The sequence below is a fragment of the Nitrospiraceae bacterium genome (assembly GCA_021373015.1).
GTDB lineage: Bacteria > Nitrospirota > Thermodesulfovibrionia > Thermodesulfovibrionales > UBA1546 > JAJFTJ01.
On record JAJFTJ010000008.1, the window covers coordinates 12,163 to 38,045 of the forward strand.

Here is a 25,883-nt window from a genome sequence, read left to right on the forward strand (position 1 = left end):
ACTAAGTATTCATCAGGTCAAGAAAGTCCTTATTGCTCTTTGTGCCTGTGAGCTTGCCAAGCAAAAATTCCATGCTCTCAACAGTGCTGAGAGGATTAAGAACTTTTCTTAGAATCCACATTTTGTTAAGAACATCCTTATCAACAAGAAGTTCTTCTTTTCTTGTGCCGGATGCATTGATGTCAATCGTCGGGAATATTCTCTTCTCAACAAGTTTTCTGTCAAGGTGAAGTTCCATATTTCCTGTGCCTTTGAATTCTTCAAATATAACGTCATCCATTCTGCTTCCTGTGTCGACAAGCGCAGTTGCGAGTATGGTTATACTTCCGCCGTTTTCTATGTTTCTTGCAGCTCCAAAAAATCTTTTTGGCTTTTGTAGCGCATTTGAATCAAGTCCTCCTGATAATACTTTTCCGCTTGTAGGCATGATAGCATTATGAGCCCTTGCCAGTCTTGTTATGCTGTCGAGAAGAACAACCACATCTCTCTTGCTCTCTACAAGTCGCTTTGCCCTTTCAATAACCATCTCAGATACCTGACAATGCCTCTGTGGCGGCTCATCAAATGTTGAGCTGATTATCTCTGCTCCCGGAACCTGCCTTTTCCAGTCTGTAACTTCCTCAGGACGCTCATCTATAAGTAAAATTATAAGATGTATTTCACGATGGTTTTTCTTTATGCCCTTTGCAATTGACTGCAGGAGCATTGTTTTGCCGGTTCTGGGTGCGGCAACGATCATGCCTCTTTGGCCTTTGCCGACAGGAGTTATAAATTCCATAACCCTTGTAGAATAATCATTAGCATCATATTCCAGTTTTATCCTTTCAGTTGGATAATAAGGGATGAGATTATCAAACAGCGTTCTGTTAATGCTGTCTTCTGGAGATTCATGATTAACGGCCTCAACTTTTAACAGAGCAAAATATCTTTCGCTCTCTTTAGGGGGTCTTATCTGCCCGGAGACAAGATCTCCTGTTCTTAGATTAAATCGCCTGATCTGGGACGGAGATACATATATATCATCAGGACCGGGAAGATAACTGTAGTCAGAAGACCTGAGAAACCCGAATCCATCAGGCAGTATCTCAAGCACGCCTTCTCCGAATACATTTCCTGTTTTTTCTGTTTGTGCCTGAAGTATTGCAAAAATTAGATCCTGCTTTCTCAACCCTGTTGCGCCTTCGACATTAAGTCCTTTTGCTACAGTAGTAAGCTCATCAATGGTTTTGTCCTTTAGTTCTGATATTGAAATATTGTTGTCCATCCTACACTCCTAATATGGGATTTATTGCGGTTTTTATTATTTTTATTACCCGGTAGGTCATTACCGACTTTGCGGTTTTTTGACTCTATCCTGGGAAGGTTTAATCAGTAAGAGATTGATCGATGCTAAATCTTACAAAAACAAAGTTGCTTTTGTCAATAGCTGCATGTTAAATTTCTCTGTATGCGATACGGGGAAAAAGCTGTCACGAAAGCAAAACTGGAAACATGGGCCAATCCAACTCCTGAGAGGGATTACGAGATAAACATAAATTTTCCTGAATTCACCTGTCTCTGCCCGCGCTCAGGATATCCTGATTTTGCAAATATAAAAATCATATATATTCCTAATAAAAAAATTCTAGAATTAAAAGCCCTGAAACTATACCTCAATTCATACAGAGACACTCACATATCGCATGAAGAAGTTACAAACAAGATTTATTCTGAGATTGAAAACAGACTTAACCCGAGATTTCTCGAAGTAATAGGTGATTTCAATCCGCGCGGAAATGTTAAAACAGTGATAAGAGTCTGTTCTAAAGAAGACGACTAATAAATCACAGGAGGCTTGATTATGGGGAATAAACGCAAGACTGAAGGCAATCAGAGATCAGGAGATGACCGCAGGAAATCCAATGACCCAAGCTACAAGGGACCTGAACGCAGGGTCGGCAAAGAAAGAAGATCTGGGAAAGACCGCAGGAAATCTTTTTGGACTATTTAATAAACCGTTAAATATATTTCTCGACTACAGACTGTTTAGAGGTTTCTTTTTGCTCTTTCAATAAACATCTTCATCTTCTTATGATCTTTTCTGCCTTTTTCTGCCTCGACTCCGCTGCTCACATCCACAGCATAAGGTTGCACATAATTCACAGCCTCTGAAATGTTTTCAGGATTCAGACCGCCTGCAAGGATGATCCTGCCGAATTTTTTTGCCTCTAAAGCAATATCCCAGTTAAATATCTTTCCTGTTCCGCCAAATTTTGCAGAAGAGTAGGTGTCAAGTAAAATGGCAGAGACCTTGTCTTTATATTTTGTTATCAGTTCAAGGTTTGAAATTGATTCTATTCGTATGGCTTTTATTATCTTGCAGCCTTTTATATTGCATGCTGACGAAGTTTCATTGCCGTGCAGCTGTATCGCGTTTAAGCCTGCAAGCTTAGAAATTGTTTCCATTTTGTCTCTGCCTTCATTAACAAACAGTCCAACAGTTGTGATAAAAGGAGGGAGTTTTTTTATTATTTTCTTTGCATTCGACGGAGTTATACATCTCGGGCTTTTTTTGAAAAAAACAAATCCAAGCGCATCAGCTCCAAAGTCCACTGCTGCAAGGGCATCATCAAGATTGGTTATACCGCAAATCTTAACCCTGACCATAATGCAGATTATAGCACAAGAGCTGTTTCCTGAATTTGAATAATTACCATGGTGTTGTGTATTATATGTTTTAAATAAATGAATTGAGAGGGAAAATGTCATGAGTAAAATTTTAAAACTCGGTCTTCCAAAGGGAAGCCTTCAAGAATCAACATTAAAACTGTTCAAAAAGGCTGGATATAGCATCTCAGTCTCATCGCGTTCTTATTATCCGAGTGTTGATGACATTGAGATTGAGGCAATGCTCATAAGGGCGCAGGAAATGTCAAAGTATGTTCAAGACGGGATACTTGACTGCGGACTTACAGGCAAGGACTGGATAATGGAGCAGAATGCCGATGTGCATGAAATCGTTGAGCTGAATTATGCAAAGGAAGGGTTGAGGCCTGTAAAATGGGTTATTGCTGTTCCTAATGATTCCAAGATAAAGAAACTGAAAGACCTGAACAACAAGAGGATTTCAACAGAACTGGTAGGTTTCACAAAGAGATATCTTAAATCAAAAGGAATAAAAGCATCTGTTGATTTTTCATGGGGCGCAACAGAGGTTAAGCCTCCGCACCTTTGTGATGCGATAGTCGAACTAACAGAAACAGGTTCTTCTCTCAGGGCAAATAATCTTAGGATTGTAGAGACTATTCTTCAATCCAGCACAAGGTTCATTGCCAATAAAAAGGCATGGCAGGATTCTTGGAAAAAACAGAAGATGAATAATATTGCGATGCTTTTAAAAGGCGCTCTCACTGCTGAGGAGAGAGTAGGGCTAAAGATGAATGTATCTGAAAGATCATTCAAGCGCGTGATGAGTCTTCTTTCATCAATGCACTCTCCAACGATCTCACAGTTGACTGATAAGGGATGGTATGCGCTTGAGGTTATCATTGACGAGAAGACTGTGCGTGATATTATTCCCAAGCTCAAGATGGCAGGAGCAGAAGCTATAGTGGAGTATCAGTTGAATAAGGTGATTCCGTAGAGTGGATGATGAGGACTAAGACTTTTTTTTGAATCTACCTTCACCCCAGATGTTTGTATTGGAACGCCGCCATGAGGAACGCGGGTCTCAGCGTTTCTCTCGACGGCGTGGTTAAGACTCATGGTCGTTTTGATATTCTGTAAACTTCCGCGAGTAAAACATCTATATCATTAGAAAAGTCAACTTGATTCATTGTAGGAACAGATTCGCTTTTTCTAACCGGTGTATGTAAATGTTGGTCTGCAATTGTTCTACTAGAAGAATTCAATTTCCCCATGCTTTCCTTAAATGACTTCGTTCCTTGATAGTTATTAACGACCTCATTGAAGGTTCTGCAGTCAAAAATAGGAGGGACATGATCTATAAGAGTTCGAGTAAGCAAAATGATAGAAAGAACGCTGTTATTCAAATAGGCAGCGTTTAGCTCTTCGCACAGCTTCAGCAGTTTACACAAATCGTATTTGTCAGATGCAACTCCCCGCAGCTCTTTTATTCTCTCTGGATGGATGTATTCCTTTGATGATGTTGCTATCTTAATTCCCTGGGGCTGATCAGTCGTGTCCAATTCGTGCTTTAGCTGCTCGATAGCTTGGAGCAGTGTCGTTCTCATCCGATTAGCCAGAGGCTCAGCAGTCTGAGAAGACAGGTTGGTATGAATCATATTCAAATCGACACGAAATCGATCTTGATATGCAACGTTAAATGACAGAAGCGGTTCAACTTTTGCAGCCCAGACCAGAAAATCATCTTTTGATTTAAACCTTCTTTGGTGGTTGACTTGTTCGTGCAACTGTTCTAGTTTTTTTAAAGTTTTGCGTTTATCCATGTCTTATAGTCTCACACTTAATGCCGGGCTGAGCCCCGCGGGCTGCGATCGGCTCTAGCGACGGGTTAGCTTATTTTTAAATAGTCAAAATAGTTACGACATTTACTTCTGTCAAAAAGAGGGCAAACAAGCACGCCAAGTAAAACCCGCCTCGTTAATTCATATTCAGATTTTCCGAAGGTCATAAAATCCGTATCTGTTGGGTGCTCAACGCCATAGAGATGTATTTTATTACGCAACTTTCTTATTTTGCTTATCTCTTTGTATAAGTCATTTACGTTGCCAAGAAGCTTATGCGACTCGACTTTTTTAGCCAGTTGATCAAATGTCATATCAGCAATATTTAGATCTTCTGACTTAATAAAGATTTCTGTCTCGCACAGGAGCGCGCTGCCATTAATTTCATAGGGGTTACTTTTGAATTTGTTACATGATTTCCATTCTATCACATTTGCGTGCCCAGTACTGATAACAACGTAATGGAAAATAGATTCAATCACAGCGGCAGAGTGGATTATGAATGATTTAATATTTTGAGTCCATAATACCGAACTCAGTTTGATGTCTTTTATTAGCCTATCAAGAAATTCGATATATTGTAAATTGTAAGCTATGTTCTTGCTAGTTGGATTTAAAACACTTGGGGGTAAGTGATGGCAAGGTACCAGGACAACACACAAGTGCTCTTCGAGTCTGCTTATTGGCGCAGGATACCAAGTAATTTTGTCATCTTTGTATGTCAGCTTATTTGAAGCCACTACCATCTCCAACATTAAAATAATTATCAATAATTTTTAGCTAACTACTGAATTATGCGGTAGCTATTCGCAATGTGCACGAATAATTCGTTAGGCGCTTGTTTTTTCCATTTGCAAGAAAGATACTTCTGAAATACCTGCCTTTTCCTTCGCATGCTCAATAGTCATGCTTACAAGATTGCCTTTTTCATCCATGTCAATGTAAAGGTTTTCTGATACTTCTTTTGTCTCAACGACAGGCACATTTGCAAACTCAATCAATGCTGTATCCGTATCCGAGAAATACCTGATTTTCATTTTTCTTCCTCCTTAAAGTTTCTATCAAAGAAAACATTATGAACGGTCTCTCCATCCTCTAAAAGGATTACCCTTAAATACTTCCTTGCTTCTTCAATAAATCTCCATTTCCTTATTCTTCCATCGCTCTGCATTTCTGTTTTCACGGGTTTTCTGATGGTATCCAATATCCATTCTTCTTTAATAATTGCCCTGTCTGGTCGCTGCCTGATGAACAAAAAATATTGCGTACATTTCATGGATGTATCTTATCATCTTTTAGCTTTTTAATGCGTGTGTCAAGAAAAATGTACAGGACAGATGTTATAATTTCTCATCATGAATATCAAAAAACTCGCCAACCCCAATGTGTTGTCTCTGAATGCATATATTGCAAAGGAAATTTCATGCAGGGTTAAGCTTGATGCAAACGAGAGCCCTTTCGGATTAAAAATTGACAGCTCTGTCTTAAAAATAAAAACCAACCGCTATCCTGACCCAGAGGCAAGGGAGCTGAAAAAAATCATTTCAAAAAATCTCGGAGTAAAGCCTGAGAATCTGCTTATTGGAAATGGCTCTGACGAGCTTATCTATTATCTAATTACAACATTTGGTGGTCCTGTTTTATATCCTACGCCAACATTTTCAATGTATGGCATAATTTCTCAGGTGCTTGCTCAAAAAAATATCGCTGTTCCTCTTGATGAAGAGTTTGATCTTGATATAGATAAAATTTTATCAGTAATTAAAAAACAAAATCCAAGGCTGATTTTCCTGAGCACTCCGAATAATCCAACAGGCAATTGCTTTTCAGCAGACAGGATTTTAAAGATAATCGATGCTTCAAAAGGCATTGTTGTTATTGATGAAGCATATCAGCCTTTTGCAAGTGAAAAAGGTTTTCTGCCATTGCTTAAGGATTATAAGAACATGGTAATACTACGCACTGTGAGCAAAATAGGAATGGCAGGGTTGAGAGTAGGTTTTATGATAGCAGATTCTGAAATAATCTCGGTTATAAATAAAATCAGACTGCCTTTTAATGTGAACTCTTTTTCTCAGGCAATTGCAATACATGCTCTTAAAAATAAAAATAAATTAAATTTTTTTATAAAGGCGATTATTTCAGAAAGAGACAGACTCATGGATGAGCTGTCTAAGATTAGAAATATTAAGCCATATCCATCAGAGGCAAATTTTATATTATTTAAAACAAAGAATTCTGATAAAATCTATAATATTCTTTTGAAAAAAGGCATTCTTGTAAAGAATATGAAAGGCGTTGTTGATGGATGTCTGAGAGTGACAGTAGGGACAAAAGAGGAAAACGATATTTTTCTGAATGCACTTATAAAGGAGCTACGATGAGAAAGGCATTGATTAAGAGAAAGACAAAAGAAACGGATATATCTCTGGAAATTATTCTTGAGGGCAAGGGGAATTACGCAATAAACACATCCATCCCGTTTTTCGATCATATGCTTTCTTTGATGTGCAAACACGGCTTGATTGATATGAAGCTCAAGGCTAAAGGCGATACAGACATTGACTATCACCACACTGTAGAAGATATAGGAATAGTTTTCGGCAAGGCATTAAAAGACGCGCTTGGCAATATGAAAGGGATAACACGTTACGGCAAGGCATCTGTGCCAATGGATGAGGCGTTGGCTGAGATAAGTCTTGACATCAGCGGAAGGCCATATCTTGTTTATAATGTGAAGCTTCCTAAAAAAACAAAGATAAGAAATTTCGATCCTGACCTTGTGCAGGATTTTCTTCAGGCATTCGTAAGCAACGGGAATCTCACGCTCCATGTGAATGTGCCATACGGCAGAAATGAGCATCACATTATTGAAGCGATTTTTAAAGGACTCGGAAAAGCGCTTGGAGAGGCAGTCTCGATGAATAAAAAAGTAAAAGGCTTGCCTACAACAAAAGGGCTGATGTAAGAATTCAAGATATGTGTGATTTAATTAGATGGGATACAGCATTCTCGCTCAGAAAAAAACATGACTGGCTCTTGCTTGCTACGATATTTTTCGACAGTTCTAAAGTTCATTGCGCTACATCCTCGAAACTTGACCTTCGGTTTCAAACAGTTGAGGATGTGGTCGCTTCATTTCACTAAGAACTGTTACCGAAAAATCTCTGATGCCGCTCAAATACTATATCCTGTCATTTAGGAGAAATAATGTTATTGCACTCTAAAATTCCATTGAATGAGATCAAATACGTGCTTCTTGATATGGACGGCACACTGCTTGATAAGTATTTTGACGATTATTTCTGGGAGCATCTTGTGCCTGAGAAATATGCTGAGAAGAACACTATGACCTTTGGCAGGGCAAAAAAAGAGCTTCTAAAAAAATATAAGCATCATGAAGGAACTTTAAACTGGACTGATATAGATTTCTGGTCAAAAGAGCTTGCCCTTGATATCCCTGCATTAAAGGAGCAGATAAGACACTTGATAGAAGTTCATCCTCGTGTCGAAGACTTTCTTTGTATGCTCAGAAAACAAAAAAAGAAGATATTTCTTGCAACCAATGCACATTATAAAGTTCTTGACCTCAAGCTTAAGAAAACAGAGATTGGGAAATATTTCGACAAAGTTATCACATCGTTTGATATGGGATATCCAAAGGAAATGCTGGAGTTCTGGGAGAATGCAGAAAAGCATCTTGGTTTTACTAAGGACGAGACGCTTTTTATTGATGATACGCTGGAGGTATTGGAAACAGCAGCTAAGTACGGGATAAAATACATTCTTCACAAGGCAAAAGCAAATTCAAAAAACCAATCCAAGCTTTCTGACAATTTTTTGCATATATTTGATTTTAATGAATTGATGAAGTAGTTTTGTAATTAAAGGGTAATAATATTACCTAGCACTATCCCATCTTGCGTTTAACGCCTATAATAGGTGTTAGTGAGAAATAGCTCGGAGGATTTGTGGATATAGAGATTGTTGATCATCTTATTATCGGGAGCGGTGTGGCTGGTCTTAGAGCAGCTATCGAACTTGCTTCTTATGGCAATGTGTTGATTGTTACAAAGGACATGCCGACAGAGAGCAGCACTGAATACGCTCAGGGCGGAATTGCTGTTGCATTAAGCGATGAAGATGAAGTCGGAATTCATTTTGAAGATACACTGAAAGCAGGAGACGGCCTTTGCAATGAAGACGCAGTGAAAATTCTTGTTGAAGAAGGGCCTGAAAGAATTAACGAACTTATTTCATGGGGAGTTGAGTTTGATAAGGCTGGGACAAAGCTTGATTTTACAATGGAGGCTGCTCATTCAAGAAGAAGAGTTTTGCATTCGCATGGGGATTCTACAGGCAAAGAGCTTGAGCGTGTGCTTCTTAATAAAGTTCGGTCATTCCCGTCAGTTAAAAAATATCCCTTTTCTTTTACTGTAGATTTGATTGCATTAAACGGCGAATGTTTTGGCGCTTATGTTCTTAAAGACAGAAAAATGGTTGCTATTATTGCGAAGTCAACTATACTCTGCACTGGCGGAGCAGGACAGATATATTTAAGAACAACAAATCCTTTGGTTGCAACAGGCGATGGAATGGCAATAGCTTATCGGGCAGGTGCAGTGCTTGAGGATATAGAATTTGTTCAATTTCACCCTACGAGTCTTTATTCGCCGTATGCTCCGAGTTTTCTTCTCACTGAGTCGATAAGAGGAGAAGGCGGCATATTGAGAAATATAAATAAAGAACTTTTTATGAAGAATTATCATCCTGACGCAGAACTTGCACCAAGGGATATTGTATCTCGTGCAATCGTCTCCGAAATGGTAAAGACAAAGAGCAGTAATGTTTTTCTCGACATGACTCATCTTGAAAAAGATTTTGTAAAAAACAGATTTCCTAAAGTTTACTCGACATGCATACAGTACAACCTTGATATAACGCAGGAATTAATACCTGTTTCTCCTGCTGCCCATTACATAATGGGAGGGATAAAGACTGATTTAAATGGCATGACTAATATGCATAGGCTTTATGCAGCCGGGGAAGTTGCATGCACAGGCGTTCATGGAGCAAACAGACTTGCAAGCAACAGCCTTCTTGAGGGACTTGTTTATGGTGCACGCGCCGGTAAATCAGCATGCGCATCGTCTGATATTTCAGAAAAACTTGATGCAGTAAAAGAGCAGACAGCAAAATATGCCATGGCATATCATACTATCCCAGGGCATGATGAGATAAGAATAACACTCAGAAAATACATGTGGGAAAAGGTTGGCATAATAAGATGCAAAAAATCTCTTGATGAGGCGAAGAAGAAACTTTCTGAATGGAGATTTATACTGGACAAGACTTTTTACACAAGACGTGAGCTTGAGTTAAAGAACATGCTTACATCCGCACTTTTAATTACAGAGGCTTCACTGCTCAGAAACGGAAGTGTCGGTGCACACTACAGGTCTGACTTTAGTGATAAAGTTAATGGCTGGCAGAAACATATAACATGGGCAAAAAATAAAATTTAAATATAACCATTCAATTTATTCTTTTTCACTGCTACAATAAGTTTATGAATTACAGAAAATCAAAGATAATCTGCACAATAGGGCCTGCTTCTGCGGACAGTGACACGATCAATTCTTTTATCAAACATGGTATGGATGTTGCCCGTCTTAATTTCTCGCACGGGAATTATAAGTTCCATAAAAAAGCAATCAAGATGATTATGGAAGAATCAAAAAAACTGAATAAGACTGTTGCAATACTTCAAGACCTCCAGGGGATAAAGATAAGAGTAGGGCTTGTTTCTGACGGTTCTGTTCAGTTAAAAAAAGGCGCTGAGATTTTACTACACAGCGGTTTAGAGATAAGCACTGATAAAAATATTTATGTTTCTTATCCTGCGCTTAAAAAAGATGCAAGGATTGGCGACAGAATTCTTTTTGATGACGGCTTGATCCAGTCTGTAGTTACCGCTAAAACAAAAGACGGTGTAAAGATAAGGATTATTGAAGGTGGTGTTTTAAAAGATAAAAAAGGCGTGAATTTCCCTGGGATGAAGACGACAGTATCATCATTCACTTCAAAAGACAGAAAAGATATTGCATTCGGACTAAAGAACGGAGTCGATTATGTAGCACTTTCATTTGTGAGAAATGCAGAAGATGTAAGAACAGTAAAAAAATGGCTTGGAAAAAATATAAAAGCAGTGTCTTTAATAGCAAAGATCGAAAAGCCTGAAGCTCTAAAGGATATAGATAATATTTTTGATGAAGTTGACGGGATAATGATTGCAAGAGGAGATCTCGGAGTAGAAGTCTCTTCTGAAGAAGTGCCGTTGATACAAAAGGCTCTCATTAATAAGGCTAATGAAAAAGGAAAGATAGTAATAACTGCCACCCAGATGCTCGAATCAATGACATCTCACAGGAGACCTACTCGCGCAGAGACAACCGATGTGGCAAATGCTGTGATAGACGGCACTGACGCTTTAATGCTTTCAGCAGAAACAGCGGCTGGAAAATATCCGATAGATGCTTTGAAAATGATGGACAGGATTATAAGATACACTGAGATAAATACAGCAAATAACAGATTTGAATCTCGCATAACCACATCTGATTTTTCCGGAGCGGTTGCAGATTCTTCATGCAGGGCAGCGGAGGATATAAAGGCCAAGGCTATAATTGCCTTCACACAATCGGGTTTTACCGGCAGGCTAATGTCAAAATTCAGGCCTAATGTTCCGATAATTGCCTTTACGCCGCATATAAATATTAAGCGCAGGATGATTCTTTACTGGGGTGTTTATCCTGTGCTCATAAGGTATCTCTCAAATACTGATGAGATGATAAAGGCTGTCGAACAGTCGCTTATTAAAAATAATTTTGCCAGAAAAGGCGACAATATTGTTATAACTGCAAGTTCGCCTCTGCTTACGCGCGGAAAAACAAATTTGATGAAGCTGCACACTATAACAGGCTAGTGGTCAGGGCGTCTTTATTTCATACTGTTTTATCTTGCGGTGGAGGTTGCTTCTTTCTATATCAAGTATGTCTGCTGTCTTTGATATGTTCCAGCTATTTTCTTCGAGTTTCTTGGTAATATAATCTTTTTCAAATGCATCTCTTGCATCTTTTAGTTTTTTATAATTAAGGTATTCTGCGCTTTCAAGCTTACCTGGTATGAACATATCTTTGCTTGTTATTATATTGGAGGGTGTCATTATAAAAAATCTTTCGATTAGATTTCTTAATTCTCTTACATTGCCCGGCCAGTCATAATCAACAAGCGTCTTTATTCCTTCGATGTCAATTTTTTTCAAAGGTTTACCGTACTCTGTACTGATACTCTCAAGAAAATAATTAATAATAAAAGGGATGTCCTGTTTCCTTTCTCTAAGCGGAGGAATTTCGAAAGGTATAACATTAAGCCTGAAAAACAGATCTTCTCTAAAGTTGCCTTTTTTTACTTCTTCTTTTAGATTTTTATTTGTTGCTGCGATTATCCATACATCTACATTTATTTTTTTGCTTCCTCCGACTCTCTGAAATTCCTGAGTCTCGATAACGCGAAGAACTTTTGACTGGGTCTGAAGAGACATGTCCCCTATCTCATCTAGGAACAATGTGCCATTATCAGCGAGTTCGAACTTTCCTTTTTTCTGTTCAAATGCCCCTGTGAATGAGCCTTTTTCATGGCCGAAAAGCTCGCTTTCAATAAGTTCCTGTGGTATAGCTGCACAGTTAACCTCGATAAAAGGTTTGTCTGCACGAGGACTTTTTTCATGCAGGAGTCTTGCAACAACCTCTTTACCGGTTCCGCTCTCGCCTGTTATCAAGACTCTGCTGCTGCTTTGCGATGCCATGTCTATCTGTTTTTTGATATCGGCTATTTCTGCAGATTCGCCAATCAAGACCCATTTTTTTGTGAGATTTTTTTTGAGTGTTATGTTCTCAATTTCGAGATTGCGTCTTTCAAGTGCCCTGTTGGACACGAGTAACACTCGTTCTAGTGAAAGAGGTTTTTCCAGAAAATCATAAGCCCCAATCTTTGTTGCTTTAACTGCAACTTCTATATTCCCATGCCCTGATATCATGACTACAGGGATTTCAGGCCATTTTACCTTTATCTCATCAAGCGCCTGAATACCGTCTATACCGGGTAGCCAGACATCAAGAAGTATCAGGTCTAAATCTGGAGATGAATTTTTTAAAATTTCCAGCGCATCTTCTGCTGAATTCGCAGTAATTGTCTCATAGCCTTCGTCTTCGAATATTCCCGAAAGGCTGTCCCTTATCCCTTCTTCATCATCAACAATAAGAACTAATGGTTTTGGCAATCCGCTGCTCCTTTTTTATAAGTCATACGACTTTATTGGTATTGATATAGTAAACACAGCTCCATTAGGATTATTATCTTTCACTCTTATATACCCCTTGTGCTCTGCTATTATTTTATTTGCAATAGCAAGACCAAGCCCTGTTCCGCCTTTTTTTGTAGAGAAGTAAGGTTTGAATATTTTTTCCTTATCTTCTTCTGTTATTCCAGGACCGTCATCAGCAATATCAATCAACAATTTGTTAGCAGAATCATCTTTATACACTTTAATTTCTATATTGCCGCTGTACCCCATTGCCTGAAATGCATTATCAACAATATTGATCAAAACTCTTTTAAACTGTTCTCCATCAAGCTCTACCAGTATCATTTTATCAGGTATTGTTGTCTTTATGCTAAATTCTTTATAACCTTTATATAATTCAATAATTTCATCTATAATGCTGACAATATTTATTGGTGTTTTTTTAATCTCAGGCATTTTGCCTAAAGTTGAGAAATCATCAACAAGTTTTTTAAGGCTGTCTACTTCTTTAACTATCGCCTTTGTAGCATGCTCGAATATCTGGCCAAAGTTTTTATCTTTCTGTTCCCATTTTTTTTGCATTCTCTCTGCTGATAGTTTTATGGGCGTTAAGGGATTTTTTATCTCGTGCGCTATTCTTCTTGCAGCCTCTTCCCATATAAGGTTCTGTTGAGCCCTTATAATGTCTGTAATATCATCAAAAACAGCGAGGAGTCCTATGGGCGTATGAGTTATATCCCTTAATGTGGTGACAAAAACCCTCAAGGTAAGATTTTTTTCTGATGTTGTTACCTTTACGTTTTTTTCAACACCGCTGAGGTCTTTTATAATAATTCCCCTTATTAGTGCATGGAGTTCATCTGATTTAATCTTCTGCATTAATTCTTTGTAGGTTTTGCCTATGACGTCTTCCCGATTAAGATTAAGGATTGAGTAGGCAGCGCTGTTGATTGTGAGAATTTTCCCGGATATATCCAGAAACAGAACGCCAGAATTGATATTAGCAAGAATATTTTCCATCCAGAGTCTGCGCCTGTCAGATTCCATATGTGCTTTTTGAAGAACTTCTTTGCCGCTTTTTAATTCAGTCACCATGTGGTTGAATGAATTAATCAGCAGGCCTATCTCATCTTCCCGTTGCATTTTTAAAGCAAAATTCAGATTGCCTGATGCAACTTCCTCTGTTGCCTGTGCAAGTTTTTGTATGGGGTCTGTTATTCCTCTTGATATCCTCAGTGCAACCCATAGGGACATGAACACAATGATCAGAGTGAAAAAAGTTAATATCATCATGTAGTTCATCTTCAGCGGCACTTTCCATGATTCAAGCTTCAGATAATCTTCATAGGCTTCTTTTATCTTTTCTACATTTGCAGAAATGCTCTTGGGCAGATGAGTCTCTACTACAATGACCCCGGGTGTTTTTACAGATGATTTGTCAGGAACAACTGCTCTTATTATATCCCCGTTTTCACTTGAAATGACCTCAGTTCCCTCCTTCCCATTAAATGCGAATTTGACAGTCTCTGAAGGGTTATCAGGCAGTTTATTCAGGTGTGTAACCTTGTACTGAGGAGATATTCTGCTGCCTTCAACTGCTGTTTTTGCAAAATCCAGAGTTCTCTGCTTTTCCATGTCGTATAATGTTTTTGCCACTTCAATTGTGCTTACAAAAGGCTGTCTGAACTGCGGGGTGAGCAATTTGTCTATGTAATTAGTAACAAGACCGCTTGCAACAAAAAAGAGAAGTGCAGAAGGGATTGACGTGAGAATAACAAATACAACAACTATTTTTGTTTTGAATTTATAGCCGAGAATTTTTTGTTTTCGCTCAATGTATATCCTTAAAAGGCTTTTGCCTACGTAGAACATTAAAGTTAACAGTGCAATTATATTCAAGTTGAATAATATGACAAGGAGAATCCTGGTCATAATGGAGACGGTCTGAAGCCGCATATAGTGCAGTTCAATCGCAGTTGCTGCTATTATTAGAATGAAAATACCTATGATTGTTATTCCATATCTAACGTTCTTCATTTTGTAATCCTGAGCTGGATTTTCTGAGAGTCTTTTGTGACCTTGAATTCTTTTTCAGGCACAAAAAAGAAGAGATAACTCAGAACCAGAGGCAGTCTTCTTAGTTTTGATTCAACAGTTATTTTTATGAAATATTCGTCTTGATCTAATTCTTTTATGTTTGTAAGCTTAATCTTATTCACTGAAAGAGCCCATTTAAGCATTGAATTAAAATTATTAAATCGTCTTTCGGTTATAACCATCCCGTCAAAGGATGACGCAACATATTCTTTTTTTATTGGATCTGATTTTAATGTTTTTACAATGACTTTCCCTAGAATAAATTCATTGGGCCATATGCTCCAAACCCTGAATAAATCAATATAAAAGGTTATTTCTTTTGAAATTCCGTTTTTTAAATCTTCAACATGTATCTCATCCAATATGACGCCTGTTGTAACAAATATTTCATTGTTTATGACAGTTGTCTCTGGTCCAATTATCTCTGCAGATTCAGAAAACAGCGGTGTGAGCATAATAGAGGCAAAAAGAAATAACAGAACAAAAACATGATTGCTTTTTCTTGTAGTCAATTTAAGCTTGATGTCTCCTATGAAAAATTTATTTTTAATTATAACATACTGATTATAGCTATTAGTCAGCAGCATAAAGGGGGATTTTATGGAAATAAGAAGCATTAAACTCAATATTCCAGAGGGATGCAATCTCATACTGGGACAGACTCATTTTATCAAGACAGCAGAGGACCTTTACGAAATATTAGTTACAACAGTCCCAAAGGCAAAATTCGGGATTGCATTTAGCGAAGCATCAGGTCCATGCCTTATAAGAACAGAAGGGAATGACAATCATTTGATTGATGTTTGTGTTGCAAATATTCAGGCTCTTGGATCAGGTCATGTTTTTTGTATTCTCCTGAAAGATGCCTATCCTATAAATGTTCTTAACCAGATAAAAAACTGTCCTGAAATATGCAGAATTTTCTGCGCAACATCAAATCCCGTAGAGGTTGTGATAGCGAATATGCTGCAAGGAAACGGAATACTCGGTGTTGTGGATGGCTTTGCACCCAAAGGGACAGAAACACAAGAAGACAAGACAGAAAGAAAGGAATTCCTGCGGAAAATAGGGTATAAATTATAGTTTCATCAGAAAAAATTATTTGACCGGGAATGTGAAAATGTATTAGCATCTAAAGTAATGGTATATAACTGAGAAGTTAATGCTGAGCTAAATACACAAGGAGGATTTCGATATGCCGATGCTTGAGTTTAAGGGAAAGCAATTTGAGATTGACGATGATGGCTATATTGTAAATCTCGAAGAATGGAATAAAGAACTTGCTGAACATCTGGCAGTGCTCGATGGCGTCAAGCTTACACCAGCGCACTGGGAGGTAATAGATTTTCTCAGAAACTATTACAAACAATACCAGATTGCTCCTATGATAAAGATTCTTGCAAGGGAAGTCGGCAAGGTTCTTGGCCCTGAAAAAGGGAATACAAAATATCTGTATGAATTATTCCCTGGCGGTCCTGCAAGACAGGCATGTAAATATGCAGGCCTTCCAAAACCCACAGGCTGTGTATAAATCTAAGGTATAATTATAAGTAGATAAACATAAGGCAATGCAAAAAGCATTGCCTTATGTTTTAAGGGGCTGAATATGCCGACGTTTTTATTTATACTACCAGCAATAATATATGCTGCAGTCTTAATTTTTGCAGTTGGTATTGTTTGGCATTTTATTTACTGGCTTAGAAGCCCGAATCCCTTAAAAATTCCATCGGGAGCAGCGCCTACAAATGCTGTCGGTACCTTTATCAGGGCAAGCAGTGAAATTATTTTTTTCACAAGCCTTGGCAAGGGTGAAAAAGGGCTGTGGCTGGGCAGTTATTTATTCCATCTCTTGCTTTTAATGACAGTCCTGGGTCATCTAAGATATTTTTTTTATCCTGTTCCTGCATGGGTTCTCTTCTTCTCCAGCCTTAGAATTTATACAGTATTCATTTTTATGTTGTCAATTCTCTATCTGATTATAAGAAAAATTGCGATTGACAGGATGCGTTATATATCAAAACCAATAGATTATTTTTATCTTTTGGTTTTGTTTTCAATAGGCTTGACCGGCTTGATAATGAAATTTGTTGCAAGACCTGTCTTGGTGGATATCAAAGATTTTATTCTGCATATAAATGCGCTGAGTCCTATCCGCTTGCCCGAGACAGTTGGATGGTTTTTTATCCTTCATTTATGTTTTGTGCTTCTTATCTTAATAATATTTCCTTTCAGCAAATTAATGCATGCAGGAGGTGTTTTTATCACGCCAACAAGACTGATGATTAACAATCCAAGATTAAAAAAACACATTAATCCATGGGCTGATAAAGAATGGACTGAGAAACTTAAAGATTCTGCAAATGAAGCGGATTCATATAAACCATGGTCAGTTGAACAATGGAGTAAAAGATGCCAGAGATAAACGACGAAGAAAAACCTGTTAAAAAAATAGAAGAGTTAATGAAATGGGAAAGACAGAATTATGAGGTTCCTGAACTGTCCGGCAAAATAATAGTTCCTCCATTAAAAACCAATGCATCGAGAAAATACTTCCCGCAATTATTTAAAAACAAGGAAGCGTTAAAAAGACTTGGTTATCCGCTTGACGGACTTGTCCCGGACTGGAGAGAAAAGTTTCTGCAGAAGATGAAGGAAGTTCTTAATAAGTACAGATCAGTTAAGCTTTTCATGGACATTTGTGTCAGATGCGGTGCGTGCACAGATAAATGTCATTTCTATCTTGGGACGGGCGATCCTCTTAATATGCCTGTTGCAAGGCAGGGGTTAATGAGAAAAATTTACATGAACCATTTTATCCCCGCAGGCAATCTTATCCATCATGTGACTTCTTCGGAAGTTCTAACAGAGGAAATGCTTGTGCTTTGGTATACGTATTTTTATCAGTGTTCTGAGTGCAGACGATGCTCTGTTTTCTGCCCTTATGGCATTGACACAGCAGAGATTACAATGGCTGCAAGAGAAATATTAAACAGTATCGGACTTGTACAGAGATATACTCATGAGATAATGGATAAGTCTCAATATTTTGGAAATAATCTCGGCATGATACCTGCCGCCTTGAAAAATTCCATTGAATTTGTCGAAGCAGATCTTAAAGAACAAACAGGCAAAGACATAAAAATTCCAGTGGATATAAAAGATGCTGATGTGCTTTTTGTGTCTCCTTCAGCAGATTTTTTTGCAACTCCGCATATTGAATCTCTTTACGGCTATGCAAAGGTGTTTCATCAGGCTGGAATAAGCTGGACGGTCAGTACATATGCCTCAGAAGGTTCAAACTTTGGTTCGTTTGTTTCTAACTACAATAATATGAAAATAATAAACAAAAGAATATGGGATGCGGCGAAAGAATTGAGGGTTAAGAGAGTTGTTGGAGGGGAGTGCGGGCATATGTGGCGGGTTCTTTCTTCATATAGCAATACAATGTGGGGAAAGTTTGACTGGCTGGATAATAGATATCCGATACCCCAGCATATATGTGAATTCACTCTTGACCTTATAAAGAGAAAAGCAATAAAAATTGATAAAACCATGAACGATAATTTTATCGTTACTTACCATGATTCATGCCAGATTGCAAGAGGCTCTGAAATGGGCGGAACAAAGAATGGACCATATGAAATACCAAGACAGATTATAAAAGCTTGCGTTAATAAATTTATTGAGATGCCAAAAGATACGATTAAAGAAAGAACATTCTGCTGCGGCGCAGGTCAGGGGCTCCTTGGCGATGATATGCTTCCTATTAGAGTAAAAGGTTCAATGCCAAGAATGCAGGCGATAAAGTTAGTAAAAGATAAGCACAATGTTAATTTTCTTGCTCTAATTTGCGCTATTTGCAAGGCTCAGTTCACAGGCATATTCCCAATATATGGCTATAATATGGAAGAGGTTGGCGGTGTTCATCAGCTGGTTAACAGGGCAATTGTATTGGGAGAAAAGGAAGGCTTGTGATGAGTGTTTTGAGAATTATTTTGTCTTTTACGGTTTTATCCTTATTAGCTTCCTGCGAGATCGTTGAAAAACCAGCTATTGGAGGAAAGGGACCTCTGGGGCTCGAAATATCTAAGGGTCTGTCAGCCCCTGATTATCACAATCCAAAAAAAATTTGGATGGCGAGACATATGGATGAACTTAATTCAGGAAAATATAAAACTCAGGAATGCTTTGTATGTCATCAACATCCTGATAATTTCTGTAATAAATGCCATGATTACATTGGTGCAAAAAAGATAATAGCTGTAAATTAGTTTCCAACAGATATAAAAAAAGCTCACCTGTTTTTTATCTTGTAATAATAGTGCTGTATTGAGAGTCTTTTGACAGTGTGATAATATATGCTGATGAGTGAGAAAGACAGCAGAAGAGATTACAAAAGATATTTATCAAAAAGCGATTTTAGTACGAAGATAAACGGGAAAACAGTTAAGGGTGAATTAAAGGACTATTCTTTAGACGGTATAGGTGTATTTCTTTACAATAGCCCGCCAATAGAGAAAGGATCGCTTGTTGAAATAGATATTGATTCCCCTGCTATTTATGCAAAAGGCGAGATTAAGTGGACAGCACCGTCAGATTCTGGCATTGCTCTCGGTTTGAAAAGAATCGAGTTTCCAAGAAAAGGAAATTTAAAGGACTATTTCCTCGCAGATATTTTCTTGGGCATGCAGAGATGCGGGGTAACAGGCACTTTTGAAGTCGAGAAAGAAGATACACTAAAAAAAATTTATATCAGTAACGGAGATATAATTTTTGCTTCTTCAAATCTTCATGCAGACCGGCTCGGAGAATTTTTATTTAAAATACGAAAAATTAATATTGAACAATATAAAAATTACATTGCAGAGATTCAGACATCAAAAAGAAAAGAAGGCGCGCTCCTTGTTGAACTAGGCTGCATAAATTCAAAAGATATTCCTGAAATGGTCAGGCGCATGGCAGAAGAAATTGTGTTCAGTACCTTCAATTTTAATGATGCTGAGTTCAAATTTATTGAAGGTACACTTCCGCTTGAAGAAGTTATTTCTTTGAAATTGAGTACTGGAAATATTATCTATCAAGGCGTAAAAAGATTCGTAAACCCGCAGAAACATTTTCAGTCCTTAAAGATTTCTCTGGAGTCAGTGATGGGTTTTTCAGAAGATCCTCTCGATTTATTTCAGAAAGTGAATATAGAGGGAATTGAAAGAAAAATCTTTTCGCTTGTTAACGGGGAAAGAACAATAAAAGAGATTATTTCTATATCATCTATCAATGATATTATTGTTCTGAGAACTCTGTATGCTTTGCTCAGCGCCAGAATAATTGAGTTGAAGAATAATAATGGAATAAATACTGGCGTATCAGCAGGTGATGTCATAGATGAACAGGATCAGATCGTTGACGAGAATTTTTTCAAAAAAGTCGATAAAATATATTCCTCTTATGAACGTGAAGGCTATTATGGCGTTCTTCAATTGAATAAATGGGCGGATTCAAATGAAATAAAAAAAGCATATTATAAAGCTGCAAAGGAATTTCATCCTGACAAACACCTGCATCTTAAATCAGATTCTCTCAAGGAAAAACTTAATACGATTTTTACCTATATAACTGAAGCCTACACAATCCTTGCAAATCCTCAGAAAAAAGCAGAATATGATATGCGTTCCGATGACAAACATTCAGGAACGGCAGATAATGTCGCGATGGCAAAAGTAAAATTTGAGCAAGGCAGAATAGAATTCAGAAAAGGCAATTATTCTGTTTCATTTCAGTTATTCGGCCAATCAGTATACCTTGATAACAAGGTGCCTGAATATCATTTTTATTATGGTCTTTGCCTTCTAAAAATGGGAAGGCATAAAGAGGCTGAAAGAGCTATTTCAAGAGCTTCAGAAAAATCACCTCAGAACCATGAATATTTAACAGAACTTGGATATGTATTTCTTTTGCTGAATTTTCCTAAACGGGCAAAGACTAATTTTGAAAAGGCATTAAGGATAAACCCTTCGAACGCAAGAGCTGTTGAAGGACTAAGAAAAGCTGAGGAAATGGATGCAGGAAACTAAGAGGAGTTTTTATGAATAATTTCTTGAGTGCATTAATAAACACATTTATACCAATTTTTGTTGCTATTGATATTTTTGTTGTTCTTCCTCTTTTTATCTCTATTACAGACGGGATATCAGGTGATAAAAGAGTAAAGGTGGTCAGAGAATCTATTTTTACAGCACTTGCAGTTAGTCTCATCTTTGTTGCTATAGGTGAAATAATATTCAGAATTCTTGGAATAACTTCTGATGATTTTAAGATCGCCGGCGGACTTGTCCTGCTTGTCTTTGCTATTTTGGATATTGTCAAACATAGTGAAGATAATAGAAAATTCAGCGGTTACATGGGAGTAGTTCCTATAGGAGTGCCATTAATCGTTGGCCCTGCTGTACTTACAACAATACTGGTTCTTGTGGATCATTATGGAGCGCTGCCGACAATTGTATCCCTGCTGTTAAATTTCGTTATTGTTTATTTTTCTTTTATAAAAGCAGAAAGGATATTGAAAATATTCGGCAAAGGGGGAATTGCTGCAATATCAAAGATAATGGCTATACTCCTTGCATCAATTGCAGTAATGATGATACGTATCGGAATAGTAAATATTATTAAATCTTATTAGAGAAAATAAAATTTAAAAAATCAGTCTTTATAGATAACTGCTTTTATTTTTTCTTTTGTGCTAACCTTTTTTGCTGTCTTGGAAGCTTCTTTTTGTGTTTCAAAATTTCCTATCAGAACTCTGTATATCGTTTCTTTGTTTTTTAGTGTTCCTTGTTTTGTAAATGCCTCATAACCTTTTTCCTTGAGTTTTTTTGTGAGCGCATCTGCGTTATCATTATTTTTGAATGCACCTATCTGAACGTGATATGGGGCTGTACTTGTTTGTTTGGTCTCAGTTTTTGCAGGCTGTTGGAAAGTTGGAGAAGTTGTTGCTGCTGGAACAGGTATTTTTTGAACAGCAGCAGGCGCAGGTTGAGTTGCCGCAGGAGCTATTGGCGTTACAGGTTTTGTTTGCTGGGGAACAGATTGAGTTGTAGCCTGTGTAATTGAACCCGGTAAAGATTTAACAGGCTCTGTGGTTGCAGGAACAATAGGGGGAGTGTTTTGTTGAGGTGTCTTGGCTGTTTGCTGAACAGGAAGAGAAGGTTTCTTTTGAGGCTGATCTTTTGACGGCATTACAAGAGATGTCATTGATGAAATAAATCCTTCAATCTTTTCTCCTTTAAGCATGCCCTTGTTGTAAAGAATAAACCCACCTCCGGCTATAACAACAAGTACTATTATTAAAAAAATGAATTTTATAAATTTGCCTACCATACTTCTCCTCCTGATGTTTGTTTTAAGAGTATAAGTCCTCTGATAACCAACATTTGTGTCATAAGGACTTTCGCTTATTATTTTCTTAAAATCAGTCTTTGCTTTGGTTTCTTCAGCATTAACAGGTTTTAGAACAACGGTATCTGTAAGCTCTTCTTTGTTTTTTTCTGGTTTGATTATATCTGTCTTATCAGCAGAAAATTTTGTATTTTCATGGATCTCAGCAGTAGATGCGGATGTAGAAGAATAAACAGGAGCAGGACTAGCAGCTTGCGGTGTGAGAGCGCTTGTTGTCTTTTTTAATAATTCATCATCGTTAATCGGTTTTTTAATGCTTCCTACTATACCGTAAAGAGATGTATAGCGCGGATCATTTGCCCCTTCGAATGCAGAAAGAACTATTATAGGCACACTGTTGAGATTTTCAGTGCTGTGTATTTTTGTGCAGAGCTCAAGTCCGCTTGAACCTTCAATAATCGGGTTTACGAAAATCAACCGCGGATTGACTCTTTCAGCTACTTCTATACCTACGTCAGCATTAGGAGCAGTAAATACGAGATATTCCTCAGACTCCAATATGGATGCAATCTGTCTTATAGCCTCTTTGTCATTGTCTATTACTAGTATGGTTTCCCTGGCCACTTATCTCTCTCCAATGCGACTATCGATTTTTATAAAGGTTCCCAGTATTTTGCAGGCATATCTTCTGCAAGTTTCAATGCTCCATTTGAACCGGCAAATAATGGGTCTTGAACAGTTGTAACTCTGCATTCCCTGTAATCTTTGAGTGCGTCCTGAAGATATTCACGAATCCCCTTAATAAGACTTCCTCCGCCCGCAAGGACAATGTTGTTTTTAATCTTTGCCTGAAATTCAGGGTCAAATTTTGCTATCAATTCGATTGTTGTATCTATTATAGCAGGCATGATGCTTTCGCATGAGCGTTTTATTTCATTAGTTATGTCGTGGATTACAGGTTTGCCGTCAACAGGGATATCCACTTTTATTTCGTTAGGAATTTTTTTAACAAAACTGTATTTTTCCTTGAACTGGCGTACCATATTTTTGTTAAATTTTGAATTGGGATATTTTTCATTCAGGTAATTGAACAGTTGTTCATCGATATAATCGCCTGCAAAGAGTATTGTCTTTTGATCTTCTTCAGAAGGAACAGTGCCATGCATAATGCAGAAATCAGTTGTACCGGCGCCAATGTCTATCACAAGAGCGTTATTAAGGAGACTTAATCCATATGCCACTGCAAAAGGTTCTGATACAACCATAAGGGATTGGGCAAACCCTGCAACCGCTTTCCTGATTGATAATTTATTAACCTTCAATGTGTCTGCCGGCACTCCTACAACTGCATGTATCTTCTGTCCAGAAGCTGGTTTTGCAAGTTCTATAAGATGCTTAATAATTTCCTTTACTGCCTCTTCATTTTTCTCTATGCCTTCTTTGATCACGCCATGCTCAAGAGGCCTGCACAGATCAAGAGACAGTCTGTTCTGGAGAGCATCTGAACCGAAAAGAACTGATTTGCCTATAACCTGAGCAGCAATAAAGTCTTTAGGCCAGCCAACATAGCTCTCTATCCATTCTCTTGAACCGTTACTTGATGAGATTGAACTCCTGGATGTTCCAAGATCGATTCCTGCATATAGTGTGTTTTCATCTTTTTGCTTCATAATTCAGTTCTCCTTTTTTTAGATATTCGAGAATACCTGCTTCCAGATAACGAGCAATATTATCTCTGTGCATTTCATTATTAAGTTGGATTTCTTCTTCTTTATTGCTAAGGCATGAAACCTCTGCTAAAACAGAAGGCACATCAACTCCGACCAGAACAACAAATGGCGCTCTCTTTACTCCGAAATTATGAATAGTGCTGTTATTTTTTTTACTGTTGAAGTATAAACTTTTTTGAATTGATGTCGCCAGTTTTCTGGATTCCTCTAGTTTTAATGTATAACCTATTTTTTCAATGAGCTGTTTGAATTCACTGATTGCAAACTGCGAACCTGCATTTTCCTGCTCTGCAAGTTTTAATGTTTTTATATCGCTGGAAGGACCGAAATAATATGTCTCTATGATATTTATGGGTTTGAACGGTAGATAATTAAGATGTACGGATATGAATAAATCAGCTCTTTCCGTGCGGGCCATTTCTACTCTTTTGCTTAGGGGCATAGTTGTATCATTTTCTCTTGTCATGATCACAATTAAATTTTTATGTTTTTTAAGTCTGTCTTTTAGTCTTTTGGCTATATCAAGTGTAATCTCTTTTTCTTTTGCACCAAGTCTGCCAATGGTACCTGGGTCATTGCCGCCATGACCTGGATCAATCATTATTTTTTTCACGCCCAGGCCGAAAATGCGGCTGATTGGTGTTTGTTTTGTGTCTATGAAGTTTGTGTATTCTGACAGATTTGCCTCTAATGGTTTTTCTGCATTCCGAGCAACTGGATTCTGTGTAATTAAATTTGCTGTTGTAATAAGCTCTTTCTCAGAAAAAAATGGAATATCAAGATAATTCCCCTGACCTAGAATTATTCCGAAAAGTACGATAGAAAATAAAAAAGTTTTTTTCAGTCTGAAAAATATTCTTGACGGGACAGTATAATTGTTCTTGCTGATTATCCTTAGGTTGTCTTGATAGACACCTCGCAGGATACTCTGCTTAGCACGTATCTGCCATATTTTTAAGAAAATTGACAGCATAACTTATAGAATAACTTTAACAATTTGTTCTAATTAATTCAAATAGATTTCAGGGCTGATTTCTATTCCTTTGCGTTTTTCAGAAATAACATTGATATTATTTTAGGCTGGACTCTCTGCTTCTTTTTTCTGAGGATTGATTACCCATATATTCCCAAAGTCTTTTTCCTGATACACTCTGGCAAGACCTAATCGTATAATTTCCAGTAATGCCATGAATGTGACTATAAGCTGAGGTCTTGTCCTGTCTTCCTGAAAAAGTTCCTCGAACCTTATAGTCTCTTTGTTTTCCAGTATATCGATAATCAACGATATCTTATCTTTTACAGTGAGAGTTTCCCTTGTTATCTCCTTAAGTTCAGTCGGAGCTTTGTCTATTATTTTTTTAAAAGCTCCTAAGAGATCAAAAAGATTTATATCAAAAAGGCAGAGTTCTGGTTCTATTCCTTCTGGTTCTTCTTCTATTGCAGCAGGTTCTCTTTGAAATACCTTTGCCCAATCATCTTCCTTTTCCTTAAGCCCCAGAGCAGCTTCTTTGTAGGTTTGATATTCAAGCAGCCTCTGCACAAGTTCAAGTCTTGGATCTTCCTGTTCCTCAGGAGGAGTTTCTTCATCAGGAGGCAGCATCATCCTTGATTTAATATGAATAAGCGTTGCCGCTATGACAAGGAATTCTCCGGCAATTTCAAGGTTGAGCTCTTTCATTATCTCTATGTATTTAAGATACTGACCGGTTATGAGCGAGATTGGTATGTCATAAATGTCGAGCTTGTTCTCTTTGATAAGATGAAGCAGGAGATCAAGAGGACCTTCGAAAACAGGTATTTTTATTTTATATTCTTCTTCCACAGGTCAGGTTC

At 37.7% G+C, this 25,883-nt stretch carries 28 protein-coding genes; 15 read left to right on the top strand and 13 right to left on the bottom strand.

What is annotated here, in order from left to right:
• Position 1: 1 nt before the first annotated feature.
• A complete protein-coding gene (rho, locus tag LLF28_04970) occupies positions 2 to 1,252 on the bottom strand; it encodes a transcription termination factor Rho (protein ID MCE5194797.1) in 1,251 nt (416 codons plus the stop codon).
• A 195-nt stretch (positions 1,253 to 1,447) separates the two neighbouring features.
• Between rho and queF the strand changes: the two genes are divergently transcribed.
• Together queF and LLF28_04980 are read left to right on the top strand one after the other, a co-directional pair.
• The gene (queF, locus tag LLF28_04975; protein MCE5194798.1) at positions 1,448 to 1,819 is read left to right on the top strand and encodes a preQ(1) synthase; all 372 of its coding nucleotides are present in this window, start codon (positions 1,448 to 1,450) and stop codon (positions 1,817 to 1,819) included.
• A 21-nt stretch (positions 1,820 to 1,840) separates the two neighbouring features.
• A complete protein-coding gene (locus LLF28_04980) occupies positions 1,841 to 1,990 on the top strand; it encodes a hypothetical protein (GenBank protein ID MCE5194799.1) in 150 nt (49 codons plus the stop codon).
• 35 nt (positions 1,991 to 2,025) lie between these two features.
• On the opposite strand, the gene LLF28_04985 is transcribed toward LLF28_04980, so the two are convergent.
• Complete coding sequence (locus LLF28_04985) at positions 2,026 to 2,646, bottom strand: phosphoribosylanthranilate isomerase (GenBank protein ID MCE5194800.1); 621 nt, start codon at positions 2,644 to 2,646, stop codon at positions 2,026 to 2,028.
• 100 nt (positions 2,647 to 2,746) lie between these two features.
• Here LLF28_04985 and hisG point away from each other — a divergent pair, with 100 nt between their 5' ends.
• Positions 2,747 to 3,622, top strand: a complete 876-nt coding sequence (gene hisG, locus LLF28_04990; GenBank protein MCE5194801.1) for an ATP phosphoribosyltransferase — start codon at positions 2,747 to 2,749, stop codon at positions 3,620 to 3,622.
• Positions 3,623 to 3,740: 118 nt separating this feature from the next.
• Here hisG and LLF28_04995 read toward each other — a convergent pair whose 3' ends face one another.
• The 4 genes from LLF28_04995 to LLF28_05010 all read right to left on the bottom strand — a co-directional run bounded on the left by LLF28_04995 (position 3,741) and on the right by LLF28_05010 (position 5,742).
• A complete protein-coding gene (locus LLF28_04995; GenBank protein ID MCE5194802.1) occupies positions 3,741 to 4,448 on the bottom strand; it encodes a hypothetical protein in 708 nt (235 codons plus the stop codon).
• A 65-nt stretch (positions 4,449 to 4,513) separates the two neighbouring features.
• On the bottom strand, positions 4,514 to 5,206 hold the full coding sequence (locus tag LLF28_05000) for a hypothetical protein (protein ID MCE5194803.1): 693 nt from the start codon (positions 5,204 to 5,206) through the stop codon (positions 4,514 to 4,516).
• A gap of 90 nt (positions 5,207 to 5,296) precedes the next feature.
• Positions 5,297 to 5,503: a DUF2283 domain-containing protein gene (locus LLF28_05005; protein MCE5194804.1), complete on the bottom strand. Its 207-nt coding sequence runs from the start codon at positions 5,501 to 5,503 to the stop codon at positions 5,297 to 5,299.
• The gene (locus LLF28_05010; protein MCE5194805.1) at positions 5,500 to 5,742 is read right to left on the bottom strand and encodes a hypothetical protein; all 243 of its coding nucleotides are present in this window, start codon (positions 5,740 to 5,742) and stop codon (positions 5,500 to 5,502) included. Before LLF28_05010 ends, LLF28_05005 begins: the two co-directional genes overlap by 4 nt.
• Positions 5,743 to 5,821: 79 nt before the next feature.
• On the opposite strand from LLF28_05010, the gene hisC reads away from it, so the two are divergent.
• From hisC to pyk, 5 genes are all read left to right on the top strand, one after another.
• Positions 5,822 to 6,850 carry a histidinol-phosphate transaminase gene (hisC, locus tag LLF28_05015; protein ID MCE5194806.1) on the top strand — a complete coding sequence of 343 codons (1,029 nt, stop codon included), beginning with the start codon at positions 5,822 to 5,824 and terminating at the stop codon, positions 6,848 to 6,850.
• On the top strand, positions 6,847 to 7,434 hold the full coding sequence (hisB, locus tag LLF28_05020; GenBank protein MCE5194807.1) for an imidazoleglycerol-phosphate dehydratase HisB: 588 nt from the start codon (positions 6,847 to 6,849) through the stop codon (positions 7,432 to 7,434). Before hisC ends, hisB begins: the two co-directional genes overlap by 4 nt.
• A 242-nt stretch (positions 7,435 to 7,676) precedes the next feature.
• The gene (locus tag LLF28_05025) at positions 7,677 to 8,342 is read left to right on the top strand and encodes an HAD-IA family hydrolase (GenBank protein MCE5194808.1); all 666 of its coding nucleotides are present in this window, start codon (positions 7,677 to 7,679) and stop codon (positions 8,340 to 8,342) included.
• A 95-nt stretch (positions 8,343 to 8,437) separates the two neighbouring features.
• Entirely contained in the window at positions 8,438 to 9,991 is a 1,554-nt protein-coding gene (gene nadB / locus LLF28_05030) for an L-aspartate oxidase (protein MCE5194809.1), read from the top strand.
• A 44-nt stretch (positions 9,992 to 10,035) separates the two neighbouring features.
• The gene (gene pyk / locus LLF28_05035; protein MCE5194810.1) at positions 10,036 to 11,451 is read left to right on the top strand and encodes a pyruvate kinase; all 1,416 of its coding nucleotides are present in this window, start codon (positions 10,036 to 10,038) and stop codon (positions 11,449 to 11,451) included.
• Between the two features lie 3 nt (positions 11,452 to 11,454).
• On the opposite strand, the gene LLF28_05040 is transcribed toward pyk, so the two are convergent.
• Genes LLF28_05040 through LLF28_05050 form a run of 3 tightly spaced genes read right to left on the bottom strand, consistent with a single transcriptional unit; the run spans position 11,455 to position 15,440 of the window.
• A complete protein-coding gene (locus tag LLF28_05040) occupies positions 11,455 to 12,807 on the bottom strand; it encodes a sigma-54 dependent transcriptional regulator (protein ID MCE5194811.1) in 1,353 nt (450 codons plus the stop codon).
• 15 nt (positions 12,808 to 12,822) lie between these two features.
• Entirely contained in the window at positions 12,823 to 14,868 is a 2,046-nt protein-coding gene (locus LLF28_05045) for a PAS domain-containing protein (protein ID MCE5194812.1), read from the bottom strand.
• Positions 14,865 to 15,440, bottom strand: a complete 576-nt coding sequence (locus LLF28_05050) for a DUF4390 domain-containing protein (GenBank protein ID MCE5194813.1) — start codon at positions 15,438 to 15,440, stop codon at positions 14,865 to 14,867. The genes LLF28_05045 and LLF28_05050 overlap by 4 nt, the downstream gene beginning before the upstream one ends.
• Before the next feature lie 88 nt (positions 15,441 to 15,528).
• Between LLF28_05050 and LLF28_05055 the strand changes: the two genes are divergently transcribed.
• The 7 genes from LLF28_05055 (at position 15,529) to LLF28_05085 (ending at position 21,604) form a co-directional block, all read left to right on the top strand.
• A complete protein-coding gene (locus tag LLF28_05055; GenBank protein ID MCE5194814.1) occupies positions 15,529 to 16,011 on the top strand; it encodes an adenosine-specific kinase in 483 nt (160 codons plus the stop codon).
• 112 nt (positions 16,012 to 16,123) lie between these two features.
• Positions 16,124 to 16,459 carry a TusE/DsrC/DsvC family sulfur relay protein gene (locus tag LLF28_05060; protein ID MCE5194815.1) on the top strand — a complete coding sequence of 112 codons (336 nt, stop codon included), beginning with the start codon at positions 16,124 to 16,126 and terminating at the stop codon, positions 16,457 to 16,459.
• Positions 16,460 to 16,534: 75 nt separating this feature from the next.
• Positions 16,535 to 17,350 (top strand): respiratory nitrate reductase subunit gamma, encoded by an 816-nt coding sequence (locus LLF28_05065; protein MCE5194816.1) that lies wholly within the window; start codon positions 16,535 to 16,537, stop codon positions 17,348 to 17,350.
• Entirely contained in the window at positions 17,338 to 18,903 is a 1,566-nt protein-coding gene (locus LLF28_05070) for a (Fe-S)-binding protein (protein ID MCE5194817.1), read from the top strand. The genes LLF28_05065 and LLF28_05070 overlap by 13 nt, the downstream gene beginning before the upstream one ends.
• Positions 18,903 to 19,199 carry a hypothetical protein gene (locus LLF28_05075; protein MCE5194818.1) on the top strand — a complete coding sequence of 99 codons (297 nt, stop codon included), beginning with the start codon at positions 18,903 to 18,905 and terminating at the stop codon, positions 19,197 to 19,199. Before LLF28_05070 ends, LLF28_05075 begins: the two co-directional genes overlap by 1 nt.
• A 93-nt stretch (positions 19,200 to 19,292) precedes the next feature.
• The gene (locus LLF28_05080; protein ID MCE5194819.1) at positions 19,293 to 20,999 is read left to right on the top strand and encodes a DnaJ domain-containing protein; all 1,707 of its coding nucleotides are present in this window, start codon (positions 19,293 to 19,295) and stop codon (positions 20,997 to 20,999) included.
• Positions 21,000 to 21,010: 11 nt separating this feature from the next.
• A complete protein-coding gene (locus LLF28_05085) occupies positions 21,011 to 21,604 on the top strand; it encodes a MarC family protein (protein ID MCE5194820.1) in 594 nt (197 codons plus the stop codon).
• Between the two features lie 20 nt (positions 21,605 to 21,624).
• Here the strand turns inward: LLF28_05085 and LLF28_05090 are convergent, their stop codons facing one another.
• From LLF28_05090 to LLF28_05105, 4 genes are all read right to left on the bottom strand, one after another.
• Positions 21,625 to 22,944, bottom strand: a complete 1,320-nt coding sequence (locus LLF28_05090) for an SPOR domain-containing protein (protein MCE5194821.1) — start codon at positions 22,942 to 22,944, stop codon at positions 21,625 to 21,627.
• Positions 22,945 to 22,973: 29 nt separating this feature from the next.
• Positions 22,974 to 23,990: a rod shape-determining protein gene (locus LLF28_05095; GenBank protein MCE5194822.1), complete on the bottom strand. Its 1,017-nt coding sequence runs from the start codon at positions 23,988 to 23,990 to the stop codon at positions 22,974 to 22,976.
• A complete protein-coding gene (locus tag LLF28_05100) occupies positions 23,974 to 25,023 on the bottom strand; it encodes an N-acetylmuramoyl-L-alanine amidase (GenBank protein ID MCE5194823.1) in 1,050 nt (349 codons plus the stop codon). Before LLF28_05100 ends, LLF28_05095 begins: the two co-directional genes overlap by 17 nt.
• 102 nt (positions 25,024 to 25,125) lie before the next feature.
• Positions 25,126 to 25,872: a segregation/condensation protein A gene (locus tag LLF28_05105; protein ID MCE5194824.1), complete on the bottom strand. Its 747-nt coding sequence runs from the start codon at positions 25,870 to 25,872 to the stop codon at positions 25,126 to 25,128.
• Positions 25,873 to 25,883: the final 11 nt, after the last annotated feature.